Source organism: Mucilaginibacter sp. P25, from assembly GCF_050859465.1.
GTDB lineage: Bacteria > Bacteroidota > Bacteroidia > Sphingobacteriales > Sphingobacteriaceae > Mucilaginibacter > Mucilaginibacter gossypii.
The window spans coordinates 1,057,209-1,074,176 of the sequence record NZ_CP193937.1 but is presented as its reverse complement, the minus strand read 5'-3'; the positions used below and the strand labels follow the sequence as shown (position 1 = coordinate 1,074,176).

Genomic DNA, 16,968 nt, shown 5'->3' with positions numbered 1-16,968 from the left:
GCGGCCTCTGGCCGCCGAAGTTCTGTTATTTTCTTGCGCTCGTTTGCAACGAGCGCTTAATATGGTTCGGCGATTGCATCGCGGATATCGCATTACAAACGAGCGCAAGGTATGTTCGCTTCGGCGGCCAGAGGCCGCTTAATAGTTGCCACTCGGCTGAAGCCGGGCCGCGGCGGGCTTTTTCTATTGGCGTTATTTTTATTTCAGCTCCGGAAATTTGGTAGCCTCAAAAATACTTTTCTCAGTAGCAGCTTTTTCAACATCCTGCCATTTGCGCGGCGCATCTATCGACAGGATTGTGCCCTTGTCTTTACCAATTTGTACGTCATCTTCAATACGTACGCCAATATTCCACCATTTTTTATCGCAGGGGCTGCCGGCAGGGATATAGATCCCCGGCTCAACGGTGATCACCCAGTTCTCTTCCAAATTACCGCGACCGCCTTTGTCATGCACATCAAGCCCTAAATGGTGCGAGCAGCCATGCGGGTAATATTTACGTACTTCTGAAGCATCCTTGATAATACCAAGCTTAATTAATCCGGCCGATAATACTTCTACCGATTTTTGCTCAAGACTTGCATAGGGAACTCCCGCTTTACACAATTTAAAAATCTCTTCCTGCGCATCGTAAACTAATTGGTAAATGGCTTTTTGCTCTTCGGTAAATTTGCCGTTAGCCGGTACAGTGCGGGTAACGTCGGCAGAATAGCCATGATATTCGGCACCAACATCCATGAGTAATAACTGGTTATCAATTTTTGTGGCCGAGTTTTCTTCATAATGCAGGATACAACCATTAGCGCCTGCACCTACAATTGGTGGATAGCCCTCGTCTTCTGCTCCGTATCTTTTATGCACGTAGGTCATGATGCCTTCAACCTCGCGCTCGCTCATATTGGGTTTTACCGATTTCATTACTGCCAGATGGGCAAGGCTTGAGATCTCAACCGCTTTTTTCAATACGGCTATTTCCTCCGGTGTTTTTACGCCGCGGAGTTTTGAAGTAAATTCAGCATATCCGGTGTTACCGCCGTAAGTTGTGCCAATCTTTGCCTTAACATCGGCAAGCGTTGCAGAATCGGGCTTGGCCGCCAATTGTTGTATAAGCGGATTATTCTTGTGATCCTCATCAGCAAACTTATCTTTAAAATAAGTCATGAAACGGGCTAAATTTTGAGGAGTAACCATCCTTGCTATCAAATTAAGATCACTCATAACCTGCCTGTTGGTTTCCGTTATGCCAGCCTTAATTTTAAAAGCTGCGATCAGTTTTTTAGCTCGCCGGTCGATCCATCGCCGGTAACATCTTCGGGCAGTGCATCATAATACACATTGGCAAACTTTTTAAAATCAACCGGGAATTTCGCGAAATCCTCGCTGTTGTAAACCCGCTTAAAACCAAGCTGCGATTTAGCGCCCTCAAGGCCTAAACGCCTGCCTGTCCATTGCTCACGAGCGGCATCCCGGTGACGTACAAACAGCACCTCGTTATAGCTGCTGTCGCCCACAGCCTGCATTTCTTTAAATACCAACAACACTGAATTGGGTTCTTTATATCCTGAAAAATAATACAGATCGGGATTAGGATGATAAACGTAGTTAACATCGTTCGAAAATACCTGTTCAGGGTACGAGAAGATCACCATCACCGAATTGGCGGGCATCAGGTTGCGCAGGGCCTGGCGTCTTCCGGCATGAAACTCTTTGCTTAAATAATCGGTGGGCAGGTTTTCGGCGGTTTGTCCGAAACAGCGGTTGCCGCCGCCCAGGGCAAGTAAAATTACTAATGCCCGAAAAAATGATCGCGTCATAATGATAAAGGAATAATGTCAGTCAAAAAAACGGTTTAAGATACTAAATATCAGGGATTATCATGCTCACCCTTTTAGGGTGAAAAGATTGATGTGCAAATGAAAAGATTTCAGATGTGCAAATTAGCAAGGACAATATCAACGCTGAAACCAATGGCTACAAAAAAACAACTATGTCATTGCGAGGAGCGGCCCGGGTTTGTGTTCCAGGGGCGACGTGGCAATCTCGTCGCATAGACAGCAAACCGGCATGGCGAATAGCATTGGCTATGAGATTGCCACGCTATCGCTCGCAATGACATATTAAATTTGAACGGTCTACTTAATCTTCCTTGCCGTTACACCTTCATTGGTGATTTTCACCGGCAGGATCTTGCCATCCTTGTCAAAGTACATTTTATCGATACAGGTAACGCGGTGGTTGCCATCAGTTTCGGTTAAGGGGCGGCGGTGGTAAACAATATACCATTCATCCTTCCCCGGCACCTGGATCACGGAGTGGTGCCCTGCTCCTGTGGCTATGCTCGGGTCTTGTTTCAATATTGTTCCGATCCGGTTAAACGGACCAAACGGCGAATCGCCGATTGCATACGCCACGCGGTAATCCGGACCAGTCCAGCCGCCTTCGCTCCACATAAAATAATATTTGCCTTTGCGTTTAAACATCACCGGGCCTTCAACATAATCTTTAGGGGTGATCAGTTTGTAGGTTTCACCATCTTTAAACGGTTCGATACCTGTAAAGTCGTTTTTTAGCTTTACGATATTACATTGGCCCCAGCCACCGTAAATCATGTAGTACTGGCCGTCGTCATCTTTAAACACAAATTGATCTATAGGCTGCGCTTTATTGATGATCTGGCCAATGAGTGGTTTGCCCAAAAGGTCTTTGAATGGGCCTTCAGGTTTATCGCCAACGGCAACACCTATACCGCCAACTTCGTTATTGTTCTGAATATCGTTAGCGCCAAAAAAGATATAGTATTTACCGTCTTTTTCAGTTACTGCCGGAGCCCACATAGCACGTTTAGCCCACTTTACAGCGGCAGTATCGATAATGCGGGGATGCTTAGTCCAGTTAACCAGATCGGGCGATGAAAAGGCATCCATAAATACCTGGTCGTTATATTTAGCCGAATAGGTTGGATATACCCAGTATTGTTTATTGAAGATTTTGGCTTCCGGGTCGGCATACCAGCCTTGAACAATAGGATTACCTGATGTTTTCTTCTCCTGTGCTAATGCCTTATTTTCAGATATGATAATTGCCGCACCAAACGTTGCCAGTAAAACCAGTTTTTTAGGAATGATCATTGGGAAATAGATTTTTGGTCTAAGATATTAAAATAGATAAAACGTTTTAGTAATGAGGTGCGAATTTATTCGGATTGAGACGAATTACACAAATTTTTAAATTGTTGAGCTTTAACTGCCAACGATTAATTCGTGTAATTCGATTAAATTAAATCAACACCCAAAATGGTATTCGTGAAAACTTTTTAATTACCCGTATTCTGCTGTTTCGGCTTCTTTTTACCCCAGCGACGGTTAGGTTTCCTTTTGGCATCTCCTTGAGGCTGTTCGGGCTTCAGGGGTTGTATTGTGGCCAGTTCATCCGGCAGTGCCATCAGCTTTATCGGCTTTTCAATCAGTTTCTCAATATTTTTAAGCTTGCGCTCATCGCGGTGGTTAACGAAGGTTATGGCGGTACCGGTGGTAGCGGCGCGGGCCGTACGACCAATACGGTGAATATAATCTTCCGGATCGCCTGGAACATCGTAGTTGATCACCAGGTCGATGCCCTCCACATCAATGCCGCGCGAAAGGGCGTCGGTACCGATGATAACCGGTAATTGCTTGTTTTTGAACTTAAGCAGGATCTCTTCACGCTCTTTCTGCTCCAGGTCGGAGTGGAAAGACATTGCGTTGATCTTGATCGCCTTAAGTTCTTTGTATAGCGCTTTAACAATTTCCTTGCGCGATGCAAAGATGATGATACTTGTAAATGCCGAATCTTTCAGGATATGCTGTACCAACGGCGTTTTTTGTTGATCATGAACCCGGTAAACCTGCTGATCGATACCAACGGCCGGCTGCGAAATAGCGATATTGATCTGCTCCGGATCTTTCAAAATAGCTTTGGCCAATGAACGGATACGGCCTGGCATGGTGGCCGAAAACAACAGCGTTTGCCTCTCTTTTGGCAGGTAGCTGATAATTTTCATGATATCATCAGAAAATCCCATATCCAGCATCCTGTCGGCCTCATCAAGTACCAAATGTGTAAGGTGATTAAGCTTCAGCACGCCTGATGTAAGGTGGGCGATCAGCCGGCCGGGGGTAGCTACAATAATATTTACATTGTTTTGAATGCCGCGGCGCTGTTGTTCGTAAACAATGCCGTCGCCGCCGCCAAAAACAGCAATAGAGCTGATACCGGTAAAATAGGCAAGGCCTTCAACCTGCTGATCTATTTGCTGGGCAAGCTCGCGGGTTGGGGCAAGTATAAGGGCACTGGTATGGTGTTTATTTGTTTTGCTGATGCTGTTTAAAACAGGAAGCAAATAAGCGCCGGTTTTACCGGTACCGGTTTGAGCGCACGCAATCAGATCGCGCCCCTCCATAATGGCTGGGATGGCCATAGATTGTATGGGTGTGGGGTTTACGAAACCCATGCTCTCTACACCTTCAAATAATTGCTCGTTAAAATTAAAATCCTGGAAAGTCACTATATCTTATAAGTAAATTATGCAAGGTATAAAAATTTAACGGCAAATGAGGGTTTTAGCATTAATTGGGCTTCCTTTAAAGAATCAAAATAAATCTGGTCACCTTTTATATGACACTCAACTTACCTGTACAATCAATTCAAAAATATATTTTTGAAAACCTATGAATATTATCACTCAAACACCACGCTTGCTGATCCGTGAATTTACAGCCGAAGATGAAGAACTTGTTACCACAATAGATGCCGATGACCGGCTTACACAATATGTGAAAAAACGTACTCCGCAAGAGAGTAAACAGGTTTTTAAAGATACGCTGAAGGAATACCAGAACGGTTCGGGCCTGGGCAGATGGGGGATTTTTAATATCACAGATAACGATTTTATAGGTGTTTGCGCCCTTAAACCAAGCGATTACGACAAGAGCCGCATTGAGCTGGGCTACCGGCTGCACCTCAAACACTGGGGACAAGGTATAGCTACCGAACTTGCCGAAGCACTGATCAGTTATGGATTCAATGATATAGGGCTAAAAGAGATTTGCGCCGTTACCCATCCGCAAAACGCAGCATCACAAAGGGTGCTGATTAAAGCCGGTTTTGTACGTGAAGGGATTGTGTTTTGGTATGGGGAAGATGTGCCGTTTTTTAGGGTGAAAAACCCCACCCAACCCTCCCCGGAAGGGAGGGCTTAAAGACATTTATTAAAAGTCTCCCCCATCGGGCGGAGATTTAGAGGGGGTGTAACTCTTTAATAATATCCCTACATCCGTTTTCAATCAGCTCAAAAACCGGTTCAAACTGGTTATCGTCGTAATATGGATCGGGGACAACTTTATCACCTAACAGAAGCTTTACTTTAGCAGTCTGTTTTTCGTTGCGGGCCATATCAAGCACATCGCTCAGGTTATTGTGGTCCATCACAAAAATATGGTCAAACTCGTCAAAGTCTGTAAGCTTAAACTGACGGCAAATCTGTTTGCTGATGTCGATACCATGGTTACGGGCTGCGCGAATGGAGCGTCTGTCGGGAGCTTCGCCTATATGCCATCTTCCGGTACCCGCCGAATCAACATCCCAGCCAAGTCCATTTTCATCTGCCAGGTGCTGCATAACCCCCTCCGCCAGCGGCGAACGGCATATATTGCCCAGGCATACCATTAGTATTTTCATTTTTTTGAGGTAAAAGGCGAAAGGATAAAGGCGAAAGGTTTAGGCAGAAAATCTACCTTTTACCTTTCAGCTTTAACCTCAAGAACTATCCAAATATCTGGTTCAGCAAACCGGCCAAACGTACGCCGGCTTTAACCATTTGCTGGTTAAGGGTTGCTATATGGCTAAAGTTGTATTTGTAACCAAGTTTATCACCGGTTTTAGTTTCGGCGTATAGCTTATCAGCCATCTGGTTGCTTTCGTATATCCACTGGCTCATTGGCGCTTTTTGTAACTCTGTGCGTTGAGCGGCTGTGGTGTGGTTTATCATCGCGGTGTACTCGGTGTAGCTTAACTGCTGAAGGTCAATCAGCTCGCTGTCCCAAACCGAATGCAGGTTGCTCTCTTTACCAAACCATTGTACCTTTACATCGTTACCGCCCTTATCACTCAGGTGACCAGTGTGCAGCGGTTGGTGCACATCCTCAACAATATGGATCAGCATGCGCAGGTAAAGCAACTTGTTGGTTTTGGTAGTAGTTTTCTTTTTAAGTTCGGCCACCAGGAAATTCATTTTGGTATAGGCATCGGTAATCGTGTCGGCCTTTAAATAAGCCTGCAGGTCCGGGTAGCTGTAAGCTTTTTCCAGGTTGATAAAATGCCAGTTATACAGGTAATTGTAGGCAGGGTCTGATTTAATAAAATCGGCCCAGTTGCTGGTAATGGCAATCGACTCATTACCTAAAATGGCTTGAATAGCTTTACGGGCTTTGGCGGTTAGGTAGCTATCCGCAACCTGGCCGCAAATGCGGTGCCCATTAGTACCCCAGGCCATGCTTTGCAGGGGGATATAAAATATCGCCACCAGCAGTAAAAGTTTTTTTAAGGTTTGTGTTTTCATTACAATGGTTTTGGAATGCAGCTTGTTCTTTTTATTAAATGCGCGTTAATAGGTATTACGTTGGATGTACTTACAAACCGGATCAGGGAGTCGCTTTGCTTATGAACCTTAAAATATTCTTCATAATCGCCAAATCTGAAACAACCCTGCTCATTTTTATACGAGCCATCAGCATTGCAAAACTGCCCTTTAATGTGGAGTGTGTCCCGCCGTTGCGAATAAGTTCCCCGTATATATTCATCCCAATGGCCTTTGCTCATACACGTATCAGCCCCGTAATTAACCTTGCTAACGGTACTGATCTTCAAAAGAAATGAATCGCAGCTGAACTTAATATTGTATAGCGAATATGTTACCAGGCTTTTTTGCGCAGGTACCGAGTCTTGTTTCCATTCGCCCTGCAAATAACCCTCGCCGGGCGTTTGTTTATCCGGGTTCATGGTACAGGAGGTTATTATGAGGCAAAAGGCGAAAGGTAAAAGGCGAAAGGCTTTTTTAAGCTAAAAGCCGAAAGCGGAAAGCCCAAAGCGAAAGGCTTAAAGCAGAAAGATAAAAAGTGAAAGCTATAGCGTTTTTGCATAAGCGAAAAATAAAAAGGCCCCTCTCCATCCGGAGAGGGGTTTGGGGTGAGGCTTATTTCAAACTGCCTATCATATTTTCGGGGCGTACCCACTCGTCAAACTGTTCGTTGGTTAGTAAGCCTAAACCAATAGCAGCTTCGCGCAGTGAGCTGCCGTTTTTAAGGGCTGTTTTAGCAATTTTTGCCGCGTTTTCATAGCCGATATGCGGGTTAAGCGCAGTTACCAGCATTAATGAGTTTTCGAGGTGTTTTTTGATGCCATCATAATTAGGTTCAATGCCTACAGCGCAATGATCATTGAACGACACGCAGGCATCACCAATTAACCTTGCCGATTGCAGGAAGTTTGCCGCCATAACCGGTTTAAATACATTCAGCTCGTAATGGCCGTTTGAGCCGCCGATGGAAATAGCCACATCATTACCCATAACCTGTGCAGCCACCATGGTAACCGCTTCGTTTTGGGTTGGATTAACTTTACCCGGCATAATTGATGAGCCCGGCTCGTTATCGGGGATATGGATCTCGCCAATACCCGAACGCGGACCAGAAGCCAGCATCCTGATATCGTTAGCAATTTTCATTAATGAAACCGCAATTTGTTTCAGCGCGCCATGACTTTCGACAATGGCATCGTGAGCGGCAAGAGCTTCAAATTTATTTTCGGCTGTGATGAACGGAAAGCCGGTAAACTGGGCAATGTACTCAGCAACTTTTACATCATAACCTTTAGGCGTGTTGATCCCTGTACCTACAGCCGTACCACCAAGGGCCAGTTCAGAAAGGTGATCAAGCGTATTACGCAATGCTTTTAAGCCGTGGTTCAACTGTGAAACATAACCTGAAAACTCCTGGCCTAAGGTAAGCGGGGTAGCATCCATCAAATGGGTACGACCGATTTTTACTACGGATTTGAAAGCCTCAACCTTAGCCTGCAAGGTATCGCGCAGTTTTTCGATACCGGGAATGGTTACATCAATCAGGATCTTGTATGCCGCAATGTGCATAGCTGTTGGGTAAGTATCGTTTGATGATTGTGATTTGTTCACGTCATCATTAGGGTGAATAAAGGTTTTGCCTTCGCCCAGTTTATTGCCTTGTAATACATGTGCACGGTTAGCCACAACCTCGTTCACGTTCATGTTTGATTGCGTGCCCGAGCCTGTTTGCCAAATCACCAGCGGAAACTCCGAAGCCAGTTCGCCGGCCAGGATCTCATCGCACACCTGTGCAATCAGGTCGCGTTTTTCGGCAGGCAATACACCTAAATCGGTATTGGTATAAGCGGCTGCTTTTTTAGATATGCAAAAGCGTCGATAATCTCCTTTGGCATTGATGCCTCCGGACCAATTTTAAAATTGTTGCGTGAGCGTTCGGTTTGCGCTCCCCAGTATTTGTCGGCAGGTACCTGTACCTCGCCCATGGTATCGTGTTCGGTTCTGAAACTCATGGTATTAAATTTTGCAGGGGCAAAGTTATGTTTTTATATGATGCGGGGGAATGCGGGGTGTAAACTTTTTGATAGGGGGCAATTTGTTTCGAATTCTGAATCTATCGGATTGATAAATTAAGCTTGTGGATGGTGTTATAATCGCACCACCCAGAGCTCGACAGTGGTACGGTGATACCATCCTCGCCGTTGTTACCAACAACTCTGCGCCCAATAATTGTTTTACCTTGTTAACAATGAATGACTTAGATCGATAACCATCTTATTCTTTCCGCAATGAAAAGCTTCAGTGATTACAATAACAAATAGTTAAAAGAGTTGTTGGTGACAACACCAACAACGGCGCGAATTTTATCCTACTCATACAGCTACCACTTCACATCCTCAATTTTCACAACCTTGTAATCAAAGCCCAATCTTTTGGCATTCTGTTCAACAGTTTGATCAAAACCAGCTTGCTTACGGCGTTCATTTACACCTGCAGCATCTTTAATAGGCCACACATAATAGCCAATTTTTTGGCCGTTGCGCAATGGCTTTGACGTAGCCTGCGAACCGTAGATTTGCTCTTTACCTTCATACATCAGCTGCCTGTCGAGCATCATGGCGTACAACCTGAAAGGTAATTCTTTGTTTTCGGCAGCCGTTTTTATCGCGGGCAGGTACTTACCTATTTTAGGGGAATGCTGCACTACCGACCACGCAGCTTCATTAGTTGGTTCGCCAACAAGCGTTTTGCCGGGGTAACCGTACTTGTTAAACACATTCTCGATAAAAATCAAATTGGTCGAATCGGCCTGGCTCTGAAGCTTCCAGTAATGGCCTGTTGCTTCTTCCGGTTTAACCGGTAAAGTTTTCAACACCGAATCCTTTTTGCTCGGATCCATCAGATAAGTTAAGATCTCGCGATATTTCTGATCAAGTGCTAATACACTGTCAAGCTGTCTCTTCAAAACAGGGTTAAACTTTTGCTGTGCAGATGCTGTGCTTGCCGTTATCATTAACAAGGCGATGATCAGGTTTTTCATGGTCAATAAGGTTTAAGCAAATAAACGCAAAAACCTGTATCACAAGTATAAACTATCCGCCTTTTCAAACAATTTTTTATTGCATTCGGTGGCACCTAAAGAATAATTGAATCGCGAAAGCGCATACAGCAATGGCAGCTTGGCCGGCGCTATTTCATTTTGCTGCAGATCGTTGAGCCAGTCGGCCCCGCCAAACTCTGCCCTGTATTTTTTTCGAGGCGATCATAGATCCGGTAGGCATCATCATAGCCAAGCCACTCCGGTTTGATGTACAGACCGGTGAGGTCGCCCATTTTTTTCGTTCCTCCGCTTCTGCTGTATCGGCGCTGCCAAATACAAAATAAAAATACAACCACAGGGCCAGGCCAATTGCCCCGATTAACAAAGCGGTTGAATCCCTTTCGCTAAAAAAGAAGATGAAAGCAATAAAGGCTATGATCACCGAAAACATGCGGGCGTAGCCTGCAATGATGCTTTGATGGTTGAGTGGAATATTAAACCCATTGCGGCTTCGCCAGGCCGACCGGGTTACCAGCATGGAGCTGGTTGGGAACAGTGGAATGCCAATAACCACAAATTTGGTCTCTATCCACTGCCCGTTAACCTCATGCACTTTGCCCAAAAACAATGATCCTATTAACATATCAGGTATAATTTAGTCGCGTTATTATAAACCACAACTTATAAAAGTGCTTTTAAACAAATGTTAAATATTTATTAAAAACTAAATATTAACAAACGGCACCCCAATTACCTGTTGTTTTTTATTTTACAAATAAGAAAATCAAACTTAATTAACTAAAAAATGTTAACTGTAAAAACAAATACATAAACACTACTATGAAAAAGTTAAGTTTAATTGCAATGATGGCCCTGGCGGCATTATCATTCCAGGCCTGTAAAGGCGGAGCAAAAAGCGGCAGCGGCGATAGCACAGCAGCTGCAACAACTGACACTGCCGACAGTGCCAACAAAGTAAAAGACACAACTACTACCGGTGCTACAGGCATTGCAGTTACTGCCGATGATGCAAAATTTGCAACCGAAGCGGCCAATGCCGGCTTAGCCGAAGTTGCCGTTGGCCAGTTGGCCAGCGAAAAGGCAACCAATGCCAAAGTAAAAGATTTTGCTAAAATGATGGTTACTGACCACAGCAAAGCAAACGACGAACTAATGGCCATAGCCAAAACCAAAAACATTACCCTGCCATCGGCACCTGATGATGAGCACCAGAAAATGAAAGCCGACCTGGCAGCCAAAACAGGCGCTGATTTTGACAAAGACTATGTTGATGCTATGGTTAAAGGCCATAAAAAAGTTGAATCATTGTTTGAAGATGCTTCAAAAAACTGCAAAGATGCCGACCTTAAAGCCTTTGCAGCTAAAACATTACCTGTTATCCAACACCATTTAGCCGAAATTGAAGCTATTCAAAAAGGCATGAAGTAATCAGCTATTGATTAATTCAAGACAGAAAAAGGGAGATGTAACAATCTCCCTTTTTCTGTTTAATTCCCTTGTACAGGTGTAGCTAAAACGATACTTTTAACACAGCAAAATCTATTTTAATATGTCGAAACCAATAGTAACCGGCCTCATGGCCTATGGAATGTCGGGCAGGATTTTTCATGCCCCGTTTTTAACTACCAATCCGGGCTTTACTTTTAAGGCCGTGGTTGAGCGCCATGAAAAAAACCGGCAAAAAATACCCTGATGTGATCAGCTATGATAGCATCGACCAGCTGCTGAATGACGAGGAAATAGAGCTCATCATTGTTAATACCCCTAACAACACCCACTTTGATTATGCTGTACAAGCTCTAAATGCAGGTAAACATGTACTGATTGAGAAGCCCGCAGCCGTAACTTCAAGCGAGGTAAAAGCGCTGTATGATTTGGGCAAAAAACTTGATTTGAAAGTAATGATCTACCAAAACCGCCGTTATGACAGCGGCTTCCTTTCGGTAAAGGAGGTGATTGAAAGCGGCAGGTTAGGGGAGTTGATCGAGGTTCATTTCAGGCTGGACAGGTACCGCATGGCCATCGGTGCAAAACAATTTAAAGAAACAGCGGGCGTTCCGGGCGGCGGCCTTACCTATGACCTTGGCGCCCATTTGGTTGATAATGCCATCAGTATCTTTGGCAGGCCATTGAGCTATGAAAAAACAACCGCTGCATTCAGGCCAAACTCGCAGGTTGATGATTATTTCAATATCCACCTTAAATATCCTAATCAGCTTAACGTATACCTAACCTCGGGGTTGCTCATTGCCGAGCATACTTATGGCTTTGTGGTACATGGCACATTAGGCAGCTTTGTAAAAATGCGTACCGATGTACAGGAAGCACAGCTTGATGCCGACATGATGCCTACCGACGAAGGTTTTGGCATCGAGCCCGAAGGCAGCGACGGTAAACTGGTGCTTATGGGTGCCGACGGGCAGAAGACCGTGGAATGGATAAAGTCACCCAAAGGTAATTATAATGGCATATTTGATGCCGTATATCATACCGTGCGCGAAAATGCGTTATTCCCGGTAACTGAGGAGCATGTTGCCTGGCAAATTGAATTGCTTGAAAGCTAAAAATGTTGTAACTATGCTTATTAAATGCTAATTAAAATAATGAAGAAACTGTATTTACTGCTTTGTCTGATTATTGCCGCCGGGTGCAGCCAGGCACAAACGCCACCTGCTAATTCCGGCTTGCCGCCATATCACATCCTCACTACAGACAGTGTTTACGTTACTCCTGCCAACCTGAAAAAAACAAACCGGTAATGGTGATCTATTTTTCGCCCGATTGCAGCCATTGCCAGCACCTGATGTATGATCTGAAACCCGAGCTGCCCAAATTAAAAAATGTACAGATAGTGATGATCACTTTTATGCCTATGCTTAAAGGGATCCAAACTTTTCAGCGCGATTTTGACCTGGCCAAATACCATAACATTACTATCGGCACCGAAGGTTATACCTACCTGGTACAAAAATTTTATAGTGTACAAACAACTCCATATATCGCTATTTATGATAAGTATGGTAAATTATTCCAGTCGTACCCAAAAGTGCCAAAAATTCCGGTACTGATGGAAACGCTTAAAAAAGTATAAAGTAGCTAACTTATAGCTCAAGCCGGTTAACGCAACGTTAACCGGCTTTTTTGTTTAACGTCCCCTCATGATCTCTCGCACCCTGAGTTACCCCACAAAACTGTTTTGTCGTTTAATCAGCAAGGTGTGTTGTTTTGCCCGCTGGGGCAAAGGATATTTTTATAACTAACGTCCCATCAGGGTCTCTCGCAGAGGACCCTGATGTATACGCCATGCTGGCTCGTTGTTCTGACTCTTGAACGCGGTAAGCCTCAGGGTCTCTCGCAGAGGACCCTGAGGGGACGTGAGGAGGCTGTTTTTGTTACCTGCTACCAGGGTAATCCTTCAATCCTATAAATCACGGTTCAGAAAAAATCAGTGTAATCGATGAAATCAAAAATCAATCGGTGTAATCCCCAAAAAATCAAACCAATCAACGGGTACCGATTACGCTTCATAATAGTTACCTTTGCGGCCAATATTTAAGTTGACGATGAAGAATACCGCATTAACCGATATCCACGTAAAAGCCGGTGCCAAAATGGTTCCATTTGCCGGTTACAACATGCCCGTTCAATACACAGGCATTAACGCCGAACACGAAACCGTGCGCAAGGCCGTTGGCGTTTTTGACGTAAGCCACATGGGCGAATTCATTTTAAAAGGAGAGAACGCGCTTGATCTGATTCAGCGGGTTACCAGTAACGACGCCTCAAAATTATACGATGGCAAAGTGCAGTACTCATGCCTGCCGAATGAAAACGGCGGTATTGTTGACGATCTGCTGGTTTACCGGATCGACAAAAAAACCTATATGCTGGTGGTTAACGCTTCAAATATTGAAAAAGACTGGGACTGGATCTCCAAATACAATACCAAGGGTGTAGATATGAAAAACATATCCGACCGGACTTCATTGCTGGCTATCCAGGGTCCCAAAGCTGCCGAAGCTTTACAAAGCCTTACCGAGGTAGATTTGGTATCGATGGAATACTACACCTTTAAAAAAGGAACTTTTGCAGGTGTTGACAATGTATTGATATCAGCTACAGGCTATACCGGTGCAGGCGGCTTCGAGATCTATTTTGAAAACCAATATGCGGAGCAGATCTGGGATGCAATTTTCAAAGCCGGCGAGCCTTTTGGTATTAAGCCAATTGGTTTAGGCGCACGTGATACCTTACGTTTGGAAATGGGTTTCTGCCTATATGGTAACGACATTGATGATAACACCTCACCGCTTGAAGCCGGGTTAGGCTGGGTAACCAAATTCAATAAAGAATTTACCAATGCCGAAGCCCTGCAAGCCCAAAAACAAGCTGGTGTAAGCCGCAAACTGGTAGGTTTTGAAATGATTGACCGCGGCATTCCCCGTCATGATTACCTGATTGTTGATGCGGATGGAAATACTATAGGTAAAGTAACTTCAGGCACGCAATCCCCATCGTTGCAAAAAGCTATTGGTATGGGTTATGTGGATACAGCGTTTGCCAAAGAAGGCACTGAGATTTATATCAGCATCAGGGATAATAAAATTAAAGCGCAGATTGTAAAACCTCCGTTTTATAAAGCCCCTAACCCCCTAAAGGGGGAACTACCTTCAAAGTTTTCTAAATTAATTAAACACAAATGTCTGAAAATACAATTACTCTAACTCCCCCTTTAGGGGGCCGGGGGCACACGTTTGCCTAACCCCTGCATTACTGCCACTTTTTAATGTGGAGGATTATATTGTAGTGGTTATTGATATTTTCAGGGCAACATCATCTATATGTTATGGTATTGAAAACGGTGCTGAGGCTATTATACCGGTATCACAAGTTGAGGAGTGTGCCGCGTATAGAGAGAAAGGGCTGGATTACCTTCTTGCCGCCGAGCGCGACGGATCGGTAGTTGATGGTTTTGATTTTGGCAACTCGCCATTTTCATATACTAAAGAAAAGGTTGCCGGTAAAACAATAGTGTTAACCACTACCAACGGCACACATGCACTGCATTTATCGCGCAGCGCTAAAAAGATTGTTATCGGTTCATTCCTGAACCTTTCCGCTTTAAGCAACTGGCTTAATACCCAAAACGAAAATGTGCTGCTGGTGTGTGCCGGCTGGAAAAACAATTTCAATTTGGAGGATACCCTGTTTGCCGGTGCTGTAATTGAGCAGTTAAAAGATAAAGGATTTTTACTGGACGATGCAGCCTTAGCCGCTAACGATCTTTTCCAGGTTGGGAAAAACGATATCAATGCGTATCTCAAGAAAACATCGCACGGCGAACGCCTTAAAAAATTGGGCATCGAAAAAGATATCGAGTTTTGTTTACAGGTTGATTTGACAACTGCCATTCCTGTTTTGGAAGGGGAGAGGTTGGTGAAGTTGGTGGTATAAATATAATATGCCATTGCGAGGAGCGGTCTGGACTAAAGCGTATGGGTCGACGCGGCAATCGCTCGCAATGACATAAATTCTTGAGCTCCCGAAAGAGCCTGTGTAAGTAAGCACCCCCTTTAGGGGGCGGTGGGGGTAAGCTCCACAAGCGCCTTTTCAATCCTGCTGATGGTTTCTTCTTTACCAAGCAGGGCAACAATATCAAATACATGTGGACCAAACTTGCCGCCAACCAGCATAATGCGGAATGGCAGCATTACATCCCCAACTTTTAAACCTTTTTCTTCGGCGAGGGCTTTGAATTTAGCTTCCAGGTCATGAGCTTCAATAGCTGCTTCGTTAGTTAGCAAAGCAATGAACGCGTGATAAAACGCTGTTTTGGCATCTGTCCACTTAGGTTTTACCGCGTTAAGGTCATACTCCCTGGGCTGCTCAAAAAAGAACCCTGCCTGCTGGTAAAAATCAGGAAGTAATACAACGCGATCTTTGATTAAGGTGATAACCTTAGTCAGGTATACATTATCGCTAACAGTAACACCCTTATCAGCAAATACTTTTATAACATCTGATTTCAGACGATCAACTTCAGACTTCTTAATCCACTCGGCGTTGAACCATTTGGCTTTCTCAAAATCAAACTTGGCGCCCGACTTATTAACGCGCTCTATCGAGAATTTTTCTATCAATCTGTCAAGCGTAAAAATCTCCTGCTCGGTACCGTCGTTCCAGCCCAAAGTTGCCAGCAGGTTCAGGAAAGCTTCCGGTAAAAAACCTAATTCACGGAAACCCGGCGTCAACTCGCCTGTTTTTGCATCAAACCAGTTCATGGCATACACCGGGAAACCCAGTCGGGCTCCATCACGTTTGCTCAGTTTACCGTGACCATCCGGTTTCAGGATTAACGGTAAATGCGCCCATTGGGGCATATCGGCCTTCCAGCCCAGATATTCCCAAAGCAGCAAATGTACCGGCGCCGAAGGCAGCCATTCTTCGCCGCGAAAAGCATGCGTGATCTTCATCAGGTAATCATCAACCACAACGGCCAGGTGATAAGTAGGCATGCCATCGGCTTTTAATAACACTTTATCATCAACCAGGCCGGTTTCAAAGCTCACATATCCGCGAATCATATCATTGAAACTCACGGTTTCGCCCTCCGGCATTTTAATGCGGATCACATGCGGCGTACCTGCATCAAGCAAGGCATCAACCTCGTGCTGAGGCAACGAAAGTGAGTTTCTTAGGGTATGGCGATAGGCCAGGCCGTACTGAAAATTGGGGATCTCCTTCCGGTTTTTGTCCAGCTCTTCGGCGGTATCAAAGGCATAATAAGCATGCCCTTCCATAACCAGGCGTTCGGCATATTCGCGGTAAAGTGGTTTACGCTCGCTTTGGCGATATGGCGCGTAAGGGCCACCGGCAACCGGGCTTTCTGTCTGGGTGAAGGCCGCACCATTTAAGACAATCTAAAATATATTCTTCGGCACCTTCCACGTAGCGGGTTTGGTCGGTATCCTCAATTCGCAAAACAAAATCACCGCCATGTTTTTTAGCGTATAAATAGTTAAACAACACGGTGCGCACACCGCCAAGGTGTAAACCACCGGTAGGGCTTGGCGCAAAACGGACTCTTACTTTTTTATCGGTCATGATGGGGGCAAAGATAAGAGGGAAAGTCCATAGTCCATAGTCGATAGTTCATAGTATTATTTAAGCGTGGCTATGGTTATTAGTCGATGGTTGATAGTCCATGGTGATACTTGAAACATACCATGGACTATCGACTATGGGCTATGGACAATCTCTCCACAACAAAAAATTATATTTTACAAAGCAATTT

The 16,968-nt window shown here is 44.6% G+C and carries 16 protein-coding genes and 3 pseudogenes; 8 read left to right on the top strand and 11 right to left on the bottom strand.

The genetic code is table 11. From position 1 onward, the window contains the following. Window positions 1–198 precede the first annotated feature (198 nt). From ACRQ5D_RS05715 to ACRQ5D_RS05700, 4 genes are all read right to left on the bottom strand, one after another. Window positions 199–1,218, bottom strand: coding sequence for a M24B family metallopeptidase (locus ACRQ5D_RS05715; protein ID WP_091167669.1), 1,020 nt, complete (start codon window positions 1,216–1,218; stop codon window positions 199–201). A gap of 50 nt (window positions 1,219–1,268) precedes the next feature. Next, window positions 1,269–1,814 carry an aminopeptidase P N-terminal domain-containing protein gene (locus ACRQ5D_RS05710; RefSeq protein WP_431199216.1) on the bottom strand — a complete coding sequence of 182 codons (546 nt, stop codon included), beginning with the start codon at window positions 1,812–1,814 and terminating at the stop codon, window positions 1,269–1,271. Between the two features lie 318 nt (window positions 1,815–2,132). Then, on the bottom strand, window positions 2,133–3,128 hold the full coding sequence (locus tag ACRQ5D_RS05705; protein ID WP_091167549.1) for a glycoside hydrolase family 43 protein: 996 nt from the start codon (window positions 3,126–3,128) through the stop codon (window positions 2,133–2,135). Between the two features lie 185 nt (window positions 3,129–3,313). Further along, window positions 3,314–4,543, bottom strand: a complete 1,230-nt coding sequence (locus tag ACRQ5D_RS05700) for a DEAD/DEAH box helicase (RefSeq protein ID WP_176844447.1) — start codon at window positions 4,541–4,543, stop codon at window positions 3,314–3,316. Window positions 4,544–4,706: 163 nt separating this feature from the next. On the opposite strand from ACRQ5D_RS05700, the gene ACRQ5D_RS05695 reads away from it, so the two are divergent. Next, complete coding sequence (locus ACRQ5D_RS05695) at window positions 4,707–5,237, top strand: GNAT family N-acetyltransferase (protein ID WP_091167552.1); 531 nt, start codon at window positions 4,707–4,709, stop codon at window positions 5,235–5,237. Window positions 5,238–5,274: 37 nt separating this feature from the next. Here ACRQ5D_RS05695 and ACRQ5D_RS05690 read toward each other — a convergent pair whose 3' ends face one another. The 6 genes and pseudogenes from ACRQ5D_RS05690 to ACRQ5D_RS05665 all read right to left on the bottom strand — a co-directional run bounded on the left by ACRQ5D_RS05690 (window position 5,275) and on the right by ACRQ5D_RS05665 (window position 10,296). After that, window positions 5,275–5,715 (bottom strand): low molecular weight protein-tyrosine-phosphatase, encoded by a 441-nt coding sequence (locus ACRQ5D_RS05690; protein ID WP_091167554.1) that lies wholly within the window; start codon window positions 5,713–5,715, stop codon window positions 5,275–5,277. A gap of 85 nt (window positions 5,716–5,800) precedes the next feature. Beyond that, entirely contained in the window at window positions 5,801–6,595 is a 795-nt protein-coding gene (locus ACRQ5D_RS05685) for a S1/P1 nuclease (RefSeq protein ID WP_091167557.1), read from the bottom strand. Continuing rightward, the gene (locus ACRQ5D_RS05680; RefSeq protein WP_091167560.1) at window positions 6,595–7,035 is read right to left on the bottom strand and encodes a hypothetical protein; all 441 of its coding nucleotides are present in this window, start codon (window positions 7,033–7,035) and stop codon (window positions 6,595–6,597) included. Before ACRQ5D_RS05680 ends, ACRQ5D_RS05685 begins: the two co-directional genes overlap by 1 nt. Window positions 7,036–7,228: 193 nt before the next feature. Further along, window positions 7,229–8,625 (bottom strand): annotated as a pseudogene (gene fumC, locus ACRQ5D_RS05675) (class II fumarate hydratase). A gap of 368 nt (window positions 8,626–8,993) precedes the next feature. Beyond that, the gene (locus tag ACRQ5D_RS05670) at window positions 8,994–9,653 is read right to left on the bottom strand and encodes a DUF6624 domain-containing protein (protein WP_091167565.1); all 660 of its coding nucleotides are present in this window, start codon (window positions 9,651–9,653) and stop codon (window positions 8,994–8,996) included. 154 nt (window positions 9,654–9,807) lie between these two features. After that, the gene (locus ACRQ5D_RS05665; protein ID WP_431199215.1) at window positions 9,808–10,296 is read right to left on the bottom strand and encodes a hypothetical protein; all 489 of its coding nucleotides are present in this window, start codon (window positions 10,294–10,296) and stop codon (window positions 9,808–9,810) included. A 197-nt stretch (window positions 10,297–10,493) separates the two neighbouring features. Between ACRQ5D_RS05665 and ACRQ5D_RS05660 the strand changes: the two genes are divergently transcribed. The 7 genes and pseudogenes from ACRQ5D_RS05660 to ACRQ5D_RS05630 form a co-directional block, all read left to right on the top strand. Beyond that, the gene (locus tag ACRQ5D_RS05660) at window positions 10,494–11,102 is read left to right on the top strand and encodes a DUF4142 domain-containing protein (protein ID WP_090530637.1); all 609 of its coding nucleotides are present in this window, start codon (window positions 10,494–10,496) and stop codon (window positions 11,100–11,102) included. A gap of 121 nt (window positions 11,103–11,223) precedes the next feature. Further along, on the top strand, window positions 11,224–11,367 hold the full coding sequence (locus ACRQ5D_RS05655; RefSeq protein ID WP_432328532.1) for a hypothetical protein: 144 nt from the start codon (window positions 11,224–11,226) through the stop codon (window positions 11,365–11,367). Next, entirely contained in the window at window positions 11,339–12,238 is a 900-nt protein-coding gene (locus ACRQ5D_RS05650; protein WP_432328531.1) for a Gfo/Idh/MocA family protein, read from the top strand. The genes ACRQ5D_RS05655 and ACRQ5D_RS05650 overlap by 29 nt, the downstream gene beginning before the upstream one ends. Window positions 12,239–12,277: 39 nt before the next feature. Continuing rightward, entirely contained in the window at window positions 12,278–12,433 is a 156-nt protein-coding gene (locus ACRQ5D_RS05645) for a hypothetical protein (protein ID WP_431199212.1), read from the top strand. After that, window positions 12,433–12,765, top strand: coding sequence for a hypothetical protein (locus tag ACRQ5D_RS05640; protein WP_431199211.1), 333 nt, complete (start codon window positions 12,433–12,435; stop codon window positions 12,763–12,765). Before ACRQ5D_RS05645 ends, ACRQ5D_RS05640 begins: the two co-directional genes overlap by 1 nt. A gap of 472 nt (window positions 12,766–13,237) precedes the next feature. Next, entirely contained in the window at window positions 13,238–14,398 is a 1,161-nt protein-coding gene (gene gcvT, locus ACRQ5D_RS05635) for a glycine cleavage system aminomethyltransferase GcvT (RefSeq protein WP_432328530.1), read from the top strand. Window positions 14,399–14,426: 28 nt separating this feature from the next. Continuing rightward, window positions 14,427–15,128, top strand: a pseudogene (locus tag ACRQ5D_RS05630) (2-phosphosulfolactate phosphatase); the annotation flags it as partial. Between the two features lie 119 nt (window positions 15,129–15,247). Here ACRQ5D_RS05630 and gltX read toward each other — a convergent pair. Further along, window positions 15,248–16,778 (bottom strand): annotated as a pseudogene (gene gltX / locus ACRQ5D_RS05625) (glutamate--tRNA ligase). Window positions 16,779–16,968: the final 190 nt, after the last annotated feature.

Bases quoted from the DNA above. Each gene is read 5' to 3' on its own strand.
- ACRQ5D_RS05715 (WP_091167669.1), bottom strand. From the start codon at position 1,218: ATGAGTGATCTTAATTTGATAGCAAGGATGGTTACTCCTCAAAATTTA.
- ACRQ5D_RS05710 (WP_431199216.1), bottom strand. From the start codon at position 1,814: ATGACGCGATCATTTTTTCGGGCATTAGTAATTTTACTTGCCCTGGGC.
- ACRQ5D_RS05705 (WP_091167549.1), bottom strand. From the start codon at position 3,128: ATGATCATTCCTAAAAAACTGGTTTTACTGGCAACGTTTGGTGCGGCA.
- ACRQ5D_RS05695 (WP_091167552.1), top strand. From the start codon at position 4,707: ATGAATATTATCACTCAAACACCACGCTTGCTGATCCGTGAATTTACA.
- ACRQ5D_RS05690 (WP_091167554.1), bottom strand. From the start codon at position 5,715: ATGAAAATACTAATGGTATGCCTGGGCAATATATGCCGTTCGCCGCTG.
- ACRQ5D_RS05685 (WP_091167557.1), bottom strand. From the start codon at position 6,595: ATGAAAACACAAACCTTAAAAAAACTTTTACTGCTGGTGGCGATATTT.
- ACRQ5D_RS05680 (WP_091167560.1), bottom strand. From the start codon at position 7,035: ATGAACCCGGATAAACAAACGCCCGGCGAGGGTTATTTGCAGGGCGAA.
- ACRQ5D_RS05670 (WP_091167565.1), bottom strand. From the start codon at position 9,653: ATGAAAAACCTGATCATCGCCTTGTTAATGATAACGGCAAGCACAGCA.
- ACRQ5D_RS05665 (WP_431199215.1), bottom strand. From the start codon at position 10,296: ATGTTAATAGGATCATTGTTTTTGGGCAAAGTGCATGAGGTTAACGGG.
- ACRQ5D_RS05660 (WP_090530637.1), top strand. From the start codon at position 10,494: ATGAAAAAGTTAAGTTTAATTGCAATGATGGCCCTGGCGGCATTATCA.
- ACRQ5D_RS05655 (WP_432328532.1), top strand. From the start codon at position 11,224: ATGTCGAAACCAATAGTAACCGGCCTCATGGCCTATGGAATGTCGGGC.
- ACRQ5D_RS05650 (WP_432328531.1), top strand. From the start codon at position 11,339: ATGAAAAAAACCGGCAAAAAATACCCTGATGTGATCAGCTATGATAGC.
- ACRQ5D_RS05645 (WP_431199212.1), top strand. From the start codon at position 12,278: ATGAAGAAACTGTATTTACTGCTTTGTCTGATTATTGCCGCCGGGTGC.
- ACRQ5D_RS05640 (WP_431199211.1), top strand. From the start codon at position 12,433: ATGGTGATCTATTTTTCGCCCGATTGCAGCCATTGCCAGCACCTGATG.
- gcvT (WP_432328530.1), top strand. From the start codon at position 13,238: ATGAAGAATACCGCATTAACCGATATCCACGTAAAAGCCGGTGCCAAA.